Source organism: Streptomyces sp. NPDC054863 (assembly GCF_053610825.1).
In genome coordinates this window covers 1-15104 of the sequence record NZ_JBSGZD010000190.1, presented here as the reverse complement: position 1 = coordinate 15104, position 15104 = coordinate 1, and the positions used below count along the sequence as shown (strand labels likewise).

At 71.5% G+C, this 15104-nt stretch carries 12 protein-coding genes; 6 read left to right on the top strand and 6 right to left on the bottom strand.

The genetic code is table 11. The features are described 5' to 3' along the window. The 3 genes from ACWGIG_RS26980 to ACWGIG_RS26970 all read right to left on the bottom strand — a co-directional run. Positions 1–455: biotin/lipoyl-containing protein (locus ACWGIG_RS26980; protein ID WP_453324270.1), on the bottom strand; the 455-nt coding region annotated here is incomplete at its 3' end. Positions 456–518: 63 nt separating this feature from the next. After that, complete coding sequence (lpdA, locus tag ACWGIG_RS26975; RefSeq protein WP_453324269.1) at positions 519–1907, bottom strand: dihydrolipoyl dehydrogenase; 1389 nt, start codon at positions 1905–1907, stop codon at positions 519–521. A gap of 293 nt (positions 1908–2200) precedes the next feature. Then, positions 2201–3727 (bottom strand): leucyl aminopeptidase, encoded by a 1527-nt coding sequence (locus ACWGIG_RS26970; RefSeq protein WP_453324268.1) that lies wholly within the window; start codon positions 3725–3727, stop codon positions 2201–2203. A gap of 282 nt (positions 3728–4009) precedes the next feature. On the opposite strand from ACWGIG_RS26970, the gene ACWGIG_RS26965 reads away from it, so the two are divergent. The 5 genes from ACWGIG_RS26965 to ACWGIG_RS26945 all read left to right on the top strand — a co-directional run bounded on the left by ACWGIG_RS26965 (position 4010) and on the right by ACWGIG_RS26945 (position 10883). Next, positions 4010–6079 (top strand): hypothetical protein, encoded by a 2070-nt coding sequence (locus ACWGIG_RS26965; RefSeq protein ID WP_453324267.1) that lies wholly within the window; start codon positions 4010–4012, stop codon positions 6077–6079. A gap of 145 nt (positions 6080–6224) precedes the next feature. Beyond that, positions 6225–7763 carry a GT4 family glycosyltransferase PelF gene (pelF, locus tag ACWGIG_RS26960; RefSeq protein ID WP_453324266.1) on the top strand — a complete coding sequence of 513 codons (1539 nt, stop codon included), beginning with the start codon at positions 6225–6227 and terminating at the stop codon, positions 7761–7763. Between the two features lie 103 nt (positions 7764–7866). After that, positions 7867–9309: a hypothetical protein gene (locus ACWGIG_RS26955; RefSeq protein ID WP_453324265.1), complete on the top strand. Its 1443-nt coding sequence runs from the start codon at positions 7867–7869 to the stop codon at positions 9307–9309. Between the two features lie 87 nt (positions 9310–9396). Beyond that, positions 9397–10059 (top strand): spherulation-specific family 4 protein, encoded by a 663-nt coding sequence (locus tag ACWGIG_RS26950; RefSeq protein ID WP_453324264.1) that lies wholly within the window; start codon positions 9397–9399, stop codon positions 10057–10059. Beyond that, a complete protein-coding gene (locus ACWGIG_RS26945) occupies positions 10056–10883 on the top strand; it encodes an endo alpha-1,4 polygalactosaminidase (protein WP_453324263.1) in 828 nt (275 codons plus the stop codon). The genes ACWGIG_RS26950 and ACWGIG_RS26945 overlap by 4 nt, the downstream gene beginning before the upstream one ends. Positions 10884–10902: 19 nt before the next feature. Here the strand turns inward: ACWGIG_RS26945 and ACWGIG_RS26940 are convergent, their stop codons facing one another. Continuing rightward, positions 10903–11709 carry an adenosylcobinamide-GDP ribazoletransferase gene (locus tag ACWGIG_RS26940; protein WP_453324262.1) on the bottom strand — a complete coding sequence of 269 codons (807 nt, stop codon included), beginning with the start codon at positions 11707–11709 and terminating at the stop codon, positions 10903–10905. A 76-nt stretch (positions 11710–11785) separates the two neighbouring features. Between ACWGIG_RS26940 and ACWGIG_RS26935 the strand changes: the two genes are divergently transcribed. Beyond that, positions 11786–12529, top strand: coding sequence for a hypothetical protein (locus tag ACWGIG_RS26935; protein ID WP_453324261.1), 744 nt, complete (start codon positions 11786–11788; stop codon positions 12527–12529). Here ACWGIG_RS26935 and ACWGIG_RS26930 read toward each other — a convergent pair. Together ACWGIG_RS26930 and ACWGIG_RS26925 are read right to left on the bottom strand one after the other, a co-directional pair. Next, positions 12490–13182, bottom strand: a complete 693-nt coding sequence (locus tag ACWGIG_RS26930; RefSeq protein ID WP_453324271.1) for a hypothetical protein — start codon at positions 13180–13182, stop codon at positions 12490–12492. The genes ACWGIG_RS26935 and ACWGIG_RS26930 overlap by 40 nt on opposite strands. Before the next feature lie 26 nt (positions 13183–13208). Further along, positions 13209–15002: a phosphatidylglycerol lysyltransferase domain-containing protein gene (locus tag ACWGIG_RS26925; RefSeq protein ID WP_453324260.1), complete on the bottom strand. Its 1794-nt coding sequence runs from the start codon at positions 15000–15002 to the stop codon at positions 13209–13211. Between the last annotated feature and the right edge of the window lie 102 nt (positions 15003–15104).

Here is a 15104-nt window from a genome sequence, read left to right as displayed (position 1 = left end):
ACGGTGCCCTCGGTGACGCTCTCGCCGAGCGCCGGAAGGGTGACGTCGGTGCCTTCGGCAGAGCCGGCGGCCGGAGCGGCAGCCGGGGCCTCGGCCGGAGCCGCCGGAGCGGCAGGCGCCTCGGCCGCGGGGGCCGGAGCCTCCTGGACCGGAGCGGCCGGTGCGGCCGGAGCCGCTTCGGCAGCGGCCGGAGCGGCGGCTTCGGCGCCACCGCCCGTGCCGTCGTCGATGATCGCGAGTTCGGCGCCGATCTCGACGGTCTCGTCCTCGGCGACCTTGATGGAGGCCAGGATGCCCGCGGCCGGGGCCGGGATCTCGGTGTCGACCTTGTCGGTCGAGACCTCGAGCAGCGGCTCGTCGGCCTCGACGCGCTCGCCCTCGGCCTTGAGCCAGCGGGTGACGGTGCCCTCGGTGACGCTCTCGCCGAGCGCCGGCAGGGTTACGGAAACCGACATGGTTTCAGTTGCTCCTAACGGAAATATGGTGCGGAAGTGGTCGTCGCGCCCGGACCAAACGTATTAGTCGTGGGAGTGAAGCGGCTTGCCGGCCAGGGCCAGGTGGGCCTCGCCGAGCGCCTCGTTCTGCGTCGGGTGCGCGTGGATGAGCTGCGCGACCTCGGCCGGCAGGGCTTCCCAGTTGTAGATGAGCTGCGCTTCGCCGACCTGCTCGCCCATACGGTCACCGACCATGTGGATACCGACCACGGCACCGTCCTTGACCTGGACGAGCTTGATCTCGCCCGCGGTCTTCAGGATCTTGCTCTTGCCGTTGCCGGCCAGGTTGTACTTCAGAGCGACCACCTTGTCCGCACCGTAGATCTCCTTGGCCTTGGCCTCGGTGATACCGACGGAGGCGACCTCGGGGTGGCAGTACGTCACCTTCGGCACGCCGTCGTAGTCGATCGGCACGGTCTTGAGACCGGCGAGACGCTCCGCCACCAGCATGCCCTCGGCGAAGCCGACGTGCGCGAGCTGGAGGGTCGGGACGAGGTCGCCGACCGCTGAGATCGTCTCGACGTTGGTGCGCATGTACTCGTCGACGAGGACGTAGCCGCGGTCCATCGCGACGCCCTGCTCCTCGTAACCGAGGCCGCGGGAGACCGGGCCGCGGCCGATCGCGACCAGCAGCACCTCCGCCTCGAAGGTCTTGCCGTCGGCCAGGGTGACCTTGACGCCGTTGTCGGTGTACTCGGCGCTCTGGAAGAAGGTGCCCAGGTTGAACTTGATGCCGCGCTTGCGGAAGGCGCGCTCCAGGAGCTTCGAGGAGTTCTCGTCCTCGACCGGGACCAGGTGCTTCAGGCCCTCGATGACCGTGATGTCGGTGCCGAAGGACTTCCACGCCGAGGCGAACTCGACGCCGATGACGCCGCCGCCCAGGATGATCGCGGACTCCGGGACGCGGTCCAGGGTGAGCGCGTGGTCCGAGGAGATGATGCGGTTGCCGTCGATCTCCAGGCCCGGCAGCGACTTCGGAACGGAGCCGGTCGCCAGGAGCACGTGACGGCCCTGGACGCGCTGGCCGTTCACGTCGACGGAGGTCGGGGACGAGAGCCGTCCCTCACCCTCGATGTACGTCACCTTGCGGGAGGCGACCAGGCCCTGCAGGCCCTTGTACAGGCCCGAGATGACCTCGTCCTTGTACTTGTGCACGCCCGCGATGTCGATGCCCTCGAAGGTCGCCTTCACGCCGAACTGCGCGGACTCGCGCGCCTGGTCGGCGATCTCGCCCGCGTGCAGCAGGGCCTTCGTCGGGATGCAGCCGTTGTGCAGGCAGGTGCCGCCGAGCTTGTTCTTCTCGATCAGTGCGACGTCCAGGCCCAGCTGGGCTCCGCGCAGCGCCGCGGCGTAACCGCCACTGCCACCGCCGAGGATCACTAGGTCGAAAACGGTGCTGGCGTCGTTCGCCACGTCACGTCCTCCATGCATGTGCGCCGGTCGCCGGTCATCGATGACCGGGCGGCGGGGGTGTACGGCCGCTTGATGTTCGGCCCTGTGGTGGGGGCCCTGTCCTGCCGGTAAACCATCTTCGCACTTGTTGACGGATGGCGGGACGCCGGGCCGGGTCCTGAGACGGGGACGGGCCCCGCGCTCAAGGGTTACCAGCGCGTACGTACGTACAAATATTTCGTTCAGGGCGAAACCGTACGAACACGCACGTACGACCCCGGGCGCGAAGGCCCGGGGCCGTACGGATCGGATGCCTAGCCGAGGTCGCCGTCGGCCGTGCGCTCCGCGAGCTTCACCAGCGTGCGGATCGACGAGCCGGTGCCGCCCTTGGGGGTGTAGCCGAACGGGGCGGCCTCGTGGAAGGCCGGGCCCGCGATGTCCAGGTGCGCCCAGGCGATGTCCTCGCCGACGAACTCCTGGAGGAACAGCCCTGCGACCAGGCCGCCGCCCATCCGCTCACCCATGTTGGCGATGTCGGCGGTGTCGGAGTTCATGCCCTTGCGCAGCTCGGCCGGCATCGGCATCGGCCAGGACTGCTCGCCGACCTCTTCCGCGATCTCGTGGACCGCGGTGCGGAAGGACTCGTCGTTGCCCATGATCGCGAAGGTGCGCGAGCCGAGCGCGACCATCATCGCGCCGGTCAGGGTGGCGACGTCGACGATCGCGTCCGGGTGCTCCTCCGAGGCGCGGGTCAGCGCGTCGGCCAGGACCAAGCGGCCCTCGGCGTCCGTGTTGAGGACCTCGACGGTCTTGCCGCTGTACATGCGCAGCACGTCACCGGGGCGGGTCGCGGTGCCGGACGGCATGTTCTCGGCGAGCGCCAGCCAGCCGGTGACGTTGACCTTCAGGCCGAGGCGGGCGACCGCGACGACGGAGGCGAACACGGCGGCGGCGCCGGCCATGTCGCACTTCATCGTCTCGTTGTGACCGGCCGGCTTGAGCGAGATGCCGCCCGAGTCGTAGGTGATGCCCTTGCCGACGTAGGCGAGCGACTTCTCCGCCTTGGCGTGCGTGTAGGAGATCTTCACCAGGCGGGGGCCGTGCGCGGAGCCCTGGCCGACGCCCAGGATGCCGCCGTAGTTGCCCTTGACCAGGGCCTTCTCGTCGAGAATCTGGATCTTGAGGCCGTGCTCCTTGGCGGCGGCCTGGGCCACCGCGGCGAAGGACTCGGGGTACAGGTCGTTCGGCGGGGTGTTCACCAGGTCGCGGGCGCGGTTGATCTCCTCCGCGACGGCGGTGGCACGCTCGGCCGCGGCCTTGAAGGCCTTGTCGCGCGGCTTGGTGCCGAGCAGGGCGATCTCGGCGAGCGGCTGCTTGGCGTCGCTCTTCTCGGCCTTGTCGGCCTGGTCCTGGTAGGCGGTGAAGCTGTACGCGCCGAGCAGCGCGCCCTCGGCGATCGCCTCGGCGTCCTCGACGGACTCCACCGGAAGCGCGAAGCCGGCCTTCTTGGTGCCGGTCAGTGCGCGGGCGGCGGCGCCGGCGGCGCGGCGCAGGGACTCGGCGGCGTACGCGGCGTCCTTCTCCGGGACGGGGCCGATGCCGACGGCCAGGACGAGGGGGGTCTTCAGGCCGGAGAGGACGGGGAGCTTGGTGACCTCACCCTCGGCGCCGGAAGCGCCCAGGGTCTCCAGGACGGAAGCCAGCTTTCCGTCGAACGCCTTGTCCACGGCCTCCGCGCCGGCGGCGACGACGGGACCCTTGGGTCCCTTGGCGATACCGATGACGAGCGCGTCGGCGCGCAGCGTCGCGGCACCGGAGGTGCTGAGAGTGAGAACAGTCACGGTGGTGAAATCTCGCTTCCTGGGTTCCTGGTGATGGCGGGAATGTGCGCCTATCGGTCGAGACTACGCGCGGTTGGGTACTTAGATCACGGCGGTGACCCGTTCACTCGTCAGAGGTGTCTCTCCGAGGTTTCAGGGGCGCGGAGCGTGAGCGATGCGTCACACTCCCCGTAGTTCGTGCAAGGGATCAGGGGATTGCTTTGCATGATTTCCACAGGTCTCCCGTGCCGGGTCCGCAAGGATGAGGTATTGAGGGGCCTTCGAGGGGGAGGGGAGTACGCCATGGCGTACGGAAACAGGACAACAGGCGTGATGCGCGCGGGCAGAGCGGGGACGGCTCTGCTGACCGCCGGCCTGCTGGGAGCGGTGGTGGCGCTGTCGCCCACCGGTGCGGTCGCCGCAGAGGCGCCGCGGATCGATCTGAAGGTCCTCGTCGTCGACGACGGCGGGGAAGCGGTGGGCGCCGTCACCGACGAACTGCGCGGTACGGGTGTGCCGTTCACCACGGTGAAGCTCGGGGCCGCCGGACGTCCGGTGATCAACGCGGCGTTCCTCAGCGACACCGTCGACGGCCGGCCGCGCGCCAAGTACCAGGGCGTGGTGCTGCCCAACGAGGCGCCGTTCGGCACGGATTCGCCCGAATCGGCCGCGCTCGTCGCGTACGAGAAGACCTTCGGCGTCCGTCAGGTCGACGCCTACACCTGGGCGCACCCGGGCGTCGGCCTCGACTACACCGACCAGGAGGGCTACGCGGGCCCGATGGACGGCGTCGACGCCACCGTCACCGCGGCGGGGAGGGCGGGGCCCTTCGGGTACCTCGACGGACCGCTGAAGTTCGAGGACAACTCACCTTCGGTGATGGAGAGTTACGGGTACGCGGCCCGGCCCCGCGCCGGCTTCACCAGCTACGTCGACATGCCCACCGGGACCGGTGCGACGCGTGGCAGCCTGGTCGGCGAGTACGCCCACGACGGGCGGCGCGAGCTGGTCGTCACCTTCGCGTACAACAAGTACCAGCGGCAGTTCCGGGTGCTGGCGCGCGGCGTCGTCGAGTGGCTGACACAGGGCGTACACCTCGGGCAGAGCCGCAACTACTTCTCCGTTCACGTCGACGACGTCTTCGCCCCCGATGCTCGCTGGGACAGTGATCTCAACTGCACCCCGGGCGACTTCGACTGCAAGGGCGGTGAGGGGGAGGGTGACAACCCGGTCCGCATGACGGCGGCCGACGCGCAGTACGCGGCCCAGTGGCAGCGCGACCGCGGCTTCCTGCTCGACATGGTCTACAACGCCGGGGCGGGCGAGGAGTGGAAGGCCGAGCACGGCGGCACCGACGCGCTGGCCGCGCAACTGGTGGCCGACCGCGCCCAGTACCGCTGGATCAACCACACGTACACCCACCCCTTCCTCGGCTGCACGCAGGACAACACGGTCGTGCCGTGGAAGTGCGCCACCGACACGGCGGGCAACACGCTGTGGATGAGCCGCGCCGAGATCTCGAAGCAGGTCTCCGACAACCACAAGTGGGCGAGCGCGCGGGGCATCTCCGTCGACCGGACGGAACTCGTCACCGGTGAGCACTCCGGGCTGAAGACCACCCCGCAGCAGCCCGTGGACAACCCGAACCTGGCTCCCGCGCTCGCCGACAACGGCGTGAAGTGGGTCGCGAGCGACGCCTCGCGCGAGCCGCAGCAGCGGGCCGTCGGCACGGCAGGGGCACTGACCGTGCCCCGGCACCCGATGAACGTGTACTACAACGTCGGCACGGCCGCCGAGATGACCGACGAGTACAACTGGCTCTACAGCAGCAGGGCCGACGGCGGCAGCGGCGCCTGCGAGGACAACCCGGCCTCCACCTGCCTGGAGGACCCGCTCGACGTGAACACCGGCTTCGCGTCGTACATCGTCCCGCAGGAGGCCCGTACGGCACTGAACCACGTCGTCGCCAACGACCCGCGCCCGCACTACGTCCACCAGTCGAACCTGGCGGAGGAGCGGCTGCTCTACCCGGTCCTCGACAAGACCCTGGCCGACTACCGGGCCCTGTTCGCCGACAGCGCGCCCGTGGTGAACCCGCGTCAGCGCGACGTCGGCGTCGAGTTCACCCGCCGCGCCGCCTGGGACAAGGCCCTGGCCGCGGGCACCGTCTCCGCGTACCGCATCGGGGACACCGTCACCGTCAAGGCACCGTCGGGCGTCGTCGCGCCCGTCACCGCCCCCGAGGGGACGAAGAAGCAACTGCTCCTCGGCACCACCGCGTTCGGGACGCCGTACGCGGGACAGCGATCGGCGTGGACCGGGCGGGAGACACTCCAGTCCGCGATCACGCTGAAACTGCCGACCGCTCCATAAGGGGCGCGGGGCTCCATCGATGTGCGGCTCCGCCGCGTGGGCGCGACCAGCCACGTCGGAGCCGCAGTCGACCGCCTCCATCAGCGGCAAGCGCCACCGCACCACCGCAACTGCCATCGGCAACTCGTCCTGGGGGGACACGTACATGAGCCGTGGGCGTCATGTCAGCATGCTCACCGAAGGCACCTATCCGCACGTCCAGGGAGGTGTCAGCACCTGGTGCGACCAACTGGTGCGCGGCATGCCCGACGTCGAATTCCATGTCGTGTCCCTCACGGGCAGCGGGCGCGAGCCCGTCACCTGGGAGCTGCCGCGCAACGTCTACGAGCACACCGTCGTGCCCCTGTGGGGGCCGGCGGACACCTCGCGCGCCGCACGGCCCAGGGGACGCGAGAAGCGCGACTTCCTCGGCACGTACGAGCGTTTCCTGCTCTCGATCCTCGACCCGGAGTCCGGCTGCGACTTCGGCCGCGAGCTGTACGCGCTCGCCGGACTCGCCCGCCAGGGACGCCTCACGGCAGCCCTGAGCAGCGAGGACGTACTGCGCACCCTGATGCGGATCTGGACCCTGCCGCAGCTCGACATATCCCGGGCCCGGCCCACCCTGCACGACGCGCTCATAGCCACCGACCTCATCGACCACCTGCTGCGCCCGCTCGCCGCCCGCCTCCCGGACGGCAGCATCGCGCACGCCGTCAGCAGCGGTCTCGCGACGCTGCCCGCGCTCGCCGCCAAGCACTTCGACGGTGCGCCCTTCCTGCTCACCGAGCACGGCATCTACCTGCGCGAGCGCTACCTCGGCTACCGGTCGGCGGCGCAGCGCTGGCCGGTGAAGGCCCTCCTGCTGGGGTTCTACCGGGAGTTGAACTCGCTGGGTTACCGCGAGGCCGACCTGATCACCCCCTGCAACCAGTACAACCGCAGGTGGGAGGAGCGCGGCGGCGCCGACCCGGAGCGCATCCGCACCGTCTACAACGGCGTCGACCCCCAGCTCTTCCCGCACGCCGGGCCGGAGCCGGAGATCCCCACGCTCAGCTGGGCGGGCCGCATCGACCCGATCAAGGACCTGGAAACACTCGTACGGGCCTACGCGATCTGCCGCGCCGAGATGCCGGCGCTGCGCCTGCGGCTCTTCGGCGGAGTCCCCGAGGGCGGCGAGGCGTACAGGACCAAGCTGGAGAAGCTCGCCGCCGAGCTCGGGGTCACCGACGGCATCACCTACGAGGGGCGGGTCTCGGACGTGGCCCGCGCCTACGCGTCGGGCAGCGTCGTGATGCTGTCCAGCATCAGCGAGGGCTTCCCCTTCAGCATCATCGAGGCCATGTCCTGCGGCCGTACGACGATCTCCACCGACGTCGGCGGCGTGCGCGAGGCGGTCGGCGACACCGGCCTCGTCGTGCCGCCGCGTGAGCCCGAGGCCATGGCCAGGGCCACCCTCGAACTGCTGCGGGACAACGCGCGACGGGCCGAACTGGGGGAGCGCTCCCGCCAGCGCGTCATCGACCAGTTCACCCTGCGCCGCTCCGTCGAGGGCTTCCGCCGCATCTACGAGGAGCTCGACGGCGTGCCCGAGCCGCTCGGCCGGCCGATCCACGACGCGGGCGACCTGTCCGGCGAGTGGACCGTACAGCTGCGGATGCCGGATCCGTGGCGGGCGATGGCGGCGGACGGGACGACCTGGTGAGCCTTCTCGACGCGAACCCTCCCGCCGTGCACCCTCTCGACGCGAACCTTTTCGACGCGAACCTTTGTGACGTCCTCAAGAGGCGGCCCTCCGGAGGGACTTCATGAGCGGCCCCATGTGGCTGACGCCCGACGACCGGCAGGACACCCTGCCGGCCGTACCGCGCCCCCGGCCCCGCTGGGCAGCCGCCGCCGACCCGATGGACGAACTCGCCGACCGCCTCCGCGACCTCATCGAGGCCGCGGTCCACCCGGACGAGATCGCCGCGATACTCGAATCCGACGGCATGACCGACGACCACATCCGGCTCACCTACGGCCGCGCCGACTCCTTCGAACTCGCCGAAGACCTCTACGCACGCGTGCCCCGCGCCTATCCGGAACCGTCACTCGCGCCCGGCGACCCCTGGCACGTCAGCCTGCTGCCGTGCCTGCTGCGCGGCCTGGTGTTCGCCCTGCCGGGACTCGCGTACGTCCTGGGCGCGCCCTTCGCGACGGGCGCCACCCCGATCGCGGTACTGCTCGCCAGCGCCCTCACCGGCTGGGCGTGGAACCAGGCGCTCGCCCACCGCGCGTACACCTGGCTCGGACTCGGCGACCGGCCCGCCGCCGCCCGCGCACTGCTCACCGGGGCACCGCTCGGGGTACTGCTCGGCACCGGGGTCGCCCTCGCCGTCGCCGGTACGGGCGAAGGGGGCGCCGTCGCCTTCGCCTCCGTACAGGCGCTGTACCAGGGGGCGGCGACCGTCCTGCTCGTCCTCGGCCGGGAGCGGCTGCTGCTCGCCGCGCTCGCGCCGATGTCGGTGGGCGCCGTCCTCGCCCTGCTGTACGACCTCCCCGACCCGGCCCGTCTCGCCCTGCTCGCGGTGTCGCCCCTCGCCGTCCTCGTCCTGGCGGCGGTGGAACTGCTGCGGGGCGTCGGCGGCCGGGTGCGCGGGCCGGGCGGACCACGGGTGGCGGCCTCCGTGCCGTACGGAGTGTTCGGCCTGGCCACCGGTGTCCTCGTGCTGCACGTTGCGCTCGGCGACGTCCTGGCGGACGGGGTCACGGGGGAGATCGGGGCGGCCGGGGCGGCAGCCGCGCCGGGGGCCGTGGCGCTGACACTCAGCATGGGCCCGGCGGAATGGCTGCTGCACCGGTTCCGCAGCGGGAGCCTGGCCGGGCTGCGGGCGTCCACCACGCCGGAGGCGTTCCGGCGGGCGACGGCGGGGACGCTGGCCCGCTGCCTCGGGCAGTACCTGCTGGTGCTGGCCGGGCTCGCCGCGGCAGGCACCCTGCTGTGGCCGCAGGCGGGCGGATTCGACGGGGTGCGCGCGACGGGGCTGCTGCTCATCGGGACACTGATGTGGACGGGGCTGCTGCTCCAGGCGTTCGGCGCGGTCGTCGCGGCGGCGTCGGTGTGCGGAGCCGCGGCCCTCGTGCAGACACTGGTGGTGCTGGGCGGAGCCTCCTCCCCGACATCGCTGGCCGTGCCCGGCCTCGCGGCGGTGGTACTGGCCGTGCTCGCCTGCGCACTGCTGGGGAGGGCGACGGCCCACCGGCCGTGACCCGCCTGACGGAGGCCCCCGCGGGGGCCTCCACGAGGGGATCCCCCCGTGGGCCCCTGCCGGAGACACTGCGATGAGGACCGACACGTGAGACAGCTGCTCGTCCCCTTCTACGAACACCCCGCCGAGCGCCCCGAGGCCTGGGAGGCGCTCCTGCGCGTGCCCGAGCGGCTCTACGGGGTGGTCCTCAACCCGGCGAGCGGGTCCGGGAGTTCGCCCGACCCCGCGTTCGCGGCGGTCGCGGAGCGGCTGCGGGCCTCGGGCGTACGCGTCCTCGGGTACGTCGACACCGACTACGCCCGGCGCCCGCACGCCGACGTGGTGCGCGACCTGCTCCGGTACCGCGACTGGTACGGCACCTCCGGCGCCTTCCTCGACCAGGTCTCCTCCGGCGCCGACGCCTTCGCCCACTACCGGCGCCTCGCGGTGGCGGCCCGGGCGGCGGGCAGCGGCTCCCTGGTGCTGAACCACGGGACGCACCCCGACCCCGCGTACCTCAGGCTGGCGGACGTACTGGTCACCTTCGAGGGCAGCTGGGAGACGTACCTGGCCGCGCCCGGGGCCCCGGTCTGGACGGCCGGCTACCCGGCGGACCGGTTCTGCCATCTGGTGTACGAGGCCCCGGCGGACGTGGACGTCGCCTTCCTCGCGGCACGGCGCGGGGCGGCGGTGCACTGCGCGGTTCCCGGCGGCGGGGAGCACCCGTGGGGGACGCTGCCGCAGGGGCTGAGCGCGGCGGCACCTCTATGAGGCGCGCCCCTGCCCTGCTGTCCCTGCCGCTGCTCCTGCTGCTGTTCCTGACGGCGGGGTGCTCCACCGGCCCCGGACCCGGACCCGCACCGGGGCCCAGCGATCCCGGACCCCGCCCCACCGGCCCCCGCTGGCAGCCGCGTCCCGGGCTCGCCTGGCAGTGGCAGCTCAGCGGGAAGCTCGACCTCTCCGTCGACGTCCCGGTGTACGACGTCGACGGACACACCACCTCCGCCGAGGACGTCGCCGCGCTGCACGCCGAGGGCCGCAAGGTCATCTGCTACCTGTCGACGGGGGCGTGGGAGGAGTTCCGCCCGGACGCCGCCCGCTTCCCGACGGAGGTCCTCGGCGACGGCAACGGCTGGAAGGGCGAACGCTGGCTGGACGTCCGCCGCACCGACGTCCTGGAGCCCCTGATGGCAGCCCGCATGGACATGTGCCGCGACAAGGGCTTCGACGCCGTCGAACCGGACAACATGGACGGCCACCTCAACGGGACCGGGTTCCCGCTCACCGCCGCCGACCAGCTCCGCTACAACCGGCTGATCGCCCGCCTCGCCCACGACCGGGGCATGGCCGTCGGCCTGAAGAACGACCTCGAACAGATCCCCGAACTGGTGCCGGACTTCGACTTCGCGGTCAACGAGCAGTGCGCCGAGTTCCACGAGTGCGCGCGGCTGACGCCGTTCATCGAGGCCGGAAAGGCCGTCTTCCACGTGGAGTACGAGATCCCGACCGCGACCTTCTGCGGCCGGGCGCGCGAGCTGAAGCTCAGCTCGATGCTGAAGAAGTACGAACTGGGGGCGTGGCGCAGGCCGTGCTGAGCGGGTGCCGGGGTGAGGACTACCGCCCCAGCGCCAGCACCACCAGGGCCGCCGTCGCCGCCGTCTCCGCCAGCGCCCCGAACACGTCCCCCGTCACCCCGCCGAACCGCCGTACGCAGTGCGCCAGGAGCACCTGGGCCACACCGAGCGCCCCGAGCACCGCCACCGCGTGGTGCACCGCCCCGTACGGGCCGAGGGCGAGCCCCGCGGCCGCGCACAGCGCCGTGGTCACGATCCCCGCCACGACGGCGGCACGTACCGGCACGACTCCCGCCACCGCCGCCCCCAGCCCCTCCGGCCGGGCCGCCGGCACGCCCGCGCGGGACGCGAGGGTGAGCGCCAGGCGGGCGGCCACGCCCGAGACCAGCGCCGCGACCGCGCCGTGCGCCCACCCGTCGGCGTACAGCTGAGCCAGTACGGCCACCTGGGCGAGCAGCGTGAAGAGCAGGGTGACGACGCCGAACGGGCCGATGTCGGACTGCTTCATGATGTCGAGCGCCGTCGCCGCCGGCTTGGCGCTGCCGAGCCCGTCCGCGGTGTCCGCGAGCCCGTCCAGGTGCAGCCCCCGGGTGAGCACGGCGGGCACGGCCGCCGACGCCACGGCGGCGAGCAGCGGCCCGGAGCCGAGCAGGAGCAGCAGCCCGCCGAGCGCCGCCGCGCACAGCCCCACCACCGCGCCGGCGAGAGGCGCGCACAGCATGCCCGTACGCGCCGCCTCCCGGTCCCAGCGCGTGACGCGCACCGGGAGGACGGTGAGGGTGCCGAAGGCGAAGCGCACACCGTCCTGGAGGGCGGGACGCGCGGGGGGCGGGGGAGGAGTGGTCACCGGCCGCAGGCTATCCCGCACCACCGGCCGGTAAGTTACGCATGAAGTGCAAATGAGACAAAGCGGAGTGGGTGGCATGGGTCACTGGCTGTACCGGAACATCGTCGAGCCGGGCAAGCTCCCGCTCTTCCTCGCCCTGCTCTCCTTCGTGCTGTCCTTCCTCGTCACCCGCACCATCACGCGCATGATCCGGGCGGGCAAGGGCCCCTTCCGCAACGTCACCCCGGGCGGCATGCACATCCACCACGCCGTCCCCGGTGTCGTGCTCACCACCATCGGCGGCTTCGGCGCCGTCGCCAGCGGGCGGCACGGAGTGGGGGCGGCGATCTGCGCGGTCATCTTCGGCACGGGCGCCGGTCTCGTGCTCGACGAATTCGCGCTGATCCTCCACCTCGACGACGTCTACTGGTCCGAACAGGGCCGCAGCAGCGTCGAGATCGTCGTCCTCACCGCCGCCCTGGTGCTGCTGGTGCTCACCGGGTCCCTGCCCTTCGGCGTCAACGACATGACGCCGGAGGAGATGCACAGCCGCGGGCTGGTCCTCCTGAACGTCGTCCTCAACGGGATGTGGTCGGTGATCGCGCTGTTCAAGGGCAAGGTGCGCACCGCCCTGTTCGGGGTCGTGGTCCCCTTCGTCGGCATGGTCGGCGCGATCCGGCTCGCCCGCCCCCACTCGCCCTGGGCGCGCCGCTTCTACCGCCGCAGGCCCAGGGCCAGGGCGCGGGCGATGCGCCGGGTCTACCGGCACGACCGCCGCTGGTCCCGGCGCACCCGCGCCCTTCAGGACTGGATCGGCGGAGCCCCGTCGCCCAAACCCTGAGCACGCCGCCCGCGCCTGCCGCGTACGGCACCCTCGACCAGCATCAGTACGAAGACGCCCAGCAGCGCCGCGATGTGCTCCTTGCCCGCCAGGTTCGTCTTGACGATCACCTCGACCACCATCGCCACGACGACCGCCGCCGCCGTCCACCGGGCCCCGTACCGCCAGCACACGTACAGCGCGAGCCCGACCACCGCGGCCGAGGGTCCTGTGTCCACCACCGTCCTGTCGATCTCCGGCAGCCCGATCGGACTGTCGGGGCCGAGGGCGACGCCCAGGCGGGCGTACATCGTGCCGGACAGGGTGGCGACGTACGCGAGGAAGAGGGTCTTCCAGCGGCCCAGGCAGATCTCCGCGATGCCGAACACCAGCAGCACCTGCGCCAGCGCCCCCCACACCGGCAGGTCCAGTGCCGGTACGAACAGCGACAGCGGGGTGCGCAGCAGCGAGGGCAGCAGCGGGTCGCCCGCCCGCAGCGCCCCGATGTCCTGGACGAACTGATAGCCCCAGGACTGGTTCTGGACGATCTGGAACAGCGAGGTCAGCAGGATCGACGCCAGCGTCAGCGGGATCGCCCGCCACTTGCGCGCGACCAGCGCCTCGCGCACGCGCGCGTACAGCGGGCCCCACTCGCGGCGGGCGAACCGCCGCATCAAAGAGGCGGGGGCGGTCGTTTCGCTCAACGTCTCTTTCCCGTCCCCAGGTGCTTGCGGTGCATCCACTTGGGCAGGCCGGGGGCTTCCAGGAAGCCCTCGGCGCGCCCGGCGGCGATGCCGATGCGCAGCAGGTCGGCACTCTTCTCGAAGAGCATGAATCGTGGCTCCCAGATCGGTCGGTACTTGGCGTTCGCCCGGTACAACGACTCGATCTGCCACCAGCGCGAGAAGAAGCTCAGCAGCGAACGCCACAGCCTCAGCACCGGTCCCGCACCGAGCCGTGAACCACGCTCGAAGACCGAGCGGAACATCGCGAAGTTCAGCGACACCTGAGTGATCTTGATCTCCTCGGCCCGCTGGAGGAGCTCGATGACCATGAACTCCATCAGCCCGTTCTCGGAGTCCCGGTCGCGCCTCATGAGGTCGAGGGAGAGCCCCTTGGGCCCCCACGGCACGAAGCTGAGCACGGCCCGCAGCTCACCTTCGCCGTCCGAGCACTCCAGCATCACGCAGCGCCCGTCGCCCGGGTCGCCGAGCCTGCCCAGTGCCATCGAGAAGCCGCGCTCGGTGGCCCCGTCGCGCCAGTCGTCGGCCTTGCGCAGCAGCTCTGCCATCTCGGCCTCGGGGATCTCCTCGTGGCGCCGGATGCGGACCTCGTACCCGGCCCGCTTCACCCGGTTGTAGGCCTGCCGTACGGTGCGCATGGCGCGCCCCTCCAGGGTGAAGTCGGCGGTCTCCACGATCGCCTCGTCACCCAGTTCCAACGCGTCCAGGCCGTGCCGGGCGTAGATCGTGCCGGCCTCCTCGCTCGCGCCCATCACGGCGGGCACCCAGCCGTGCTCGCGGGCCTCCGCCAGCCACGGTTCGATCGCCCCCGGCCAGGCCTCCGGATCGCCGATCGGGTCGCCCGAGGCGAGCGAGACCCCGCCCACCACGCGGTACGTCACCGCCGCCTTCTCCGTCGGCGACCAGACGACGCTCTTCTCGCGGCGCAGCGAGAAGTACCCGAGCGAGTCGCGGTCGCCCTGCTTCTCCAGGAGCGCCCGCAGCTTCTCCTCGTCCTGCTCCGAGAGGGGGTCGACGGCCCGGCGGGAGCGGAAGGCGGCCAGCAGGACGCCGATCAGCAGCGCCGTACTCATGATGTTGATGAGGACGTCGACCCAGCCGGGCGTCATGATCCCGGCGAACTGGGTGTCGGGCGCGGCGATGGTGATCAGCCGGGCCACCCCGTACCGCCAGCGCTGCAGGAAGGTCGAGGAGTCCGCTCCGTGCGAGGCGGTGTTCGTCACGGTGACCAGCAGTGCGGCCAGCAGCGAGGTGACCAGCAGCCCGCCGACGGCGACGGCGGTGGCCAGCTTGGGGTTCGACCGGTCGCCCTTCGCGTAGAACTCGCGCCGGCCGAGCAGCAGCGCCACGAAGAAGGCACCGGTCAGGGCGAGGGAGACCCAGTTGTGCGGGTACTGCCGGATCTCGGGGAAGATCATCACCACCGCGAACAGCAGGAACAGCAGCCCGCTGAGTGCCGTGTTGAGCAGCCACGCGGCCCGCTTGCGGCGCCGCAGGGTGACCGCCATGACCAGCGCGAACAGGCCCGCGGCGAAGCCCGCCGTCAGCAGGTACGGAGTGAAGTGGTCGCCGTCGTTGTGCCGCCGGAGGTCATTGCCGAGGGACACCCACACGGCGCTCAGGAAACAGATGAACGTCACGACGCGCAGGTACCAGACGGCGAAACCCGCACTGCGCCGGGTCAGTGGTGTGCTCCGCCGTGCCGCGGGTGCCTTGGGTGGTGCTTCGGTGGCCAAGCGGACATCTCCCATAAAAACCGATGATATGGGGCATTGTGCCTGGCCGGAGGACCCCGCCGGATCCGTGTGCGGCCGGGTGTGCCCCGGCCGCACCGGGCGGCTCAGTCCGTGCTG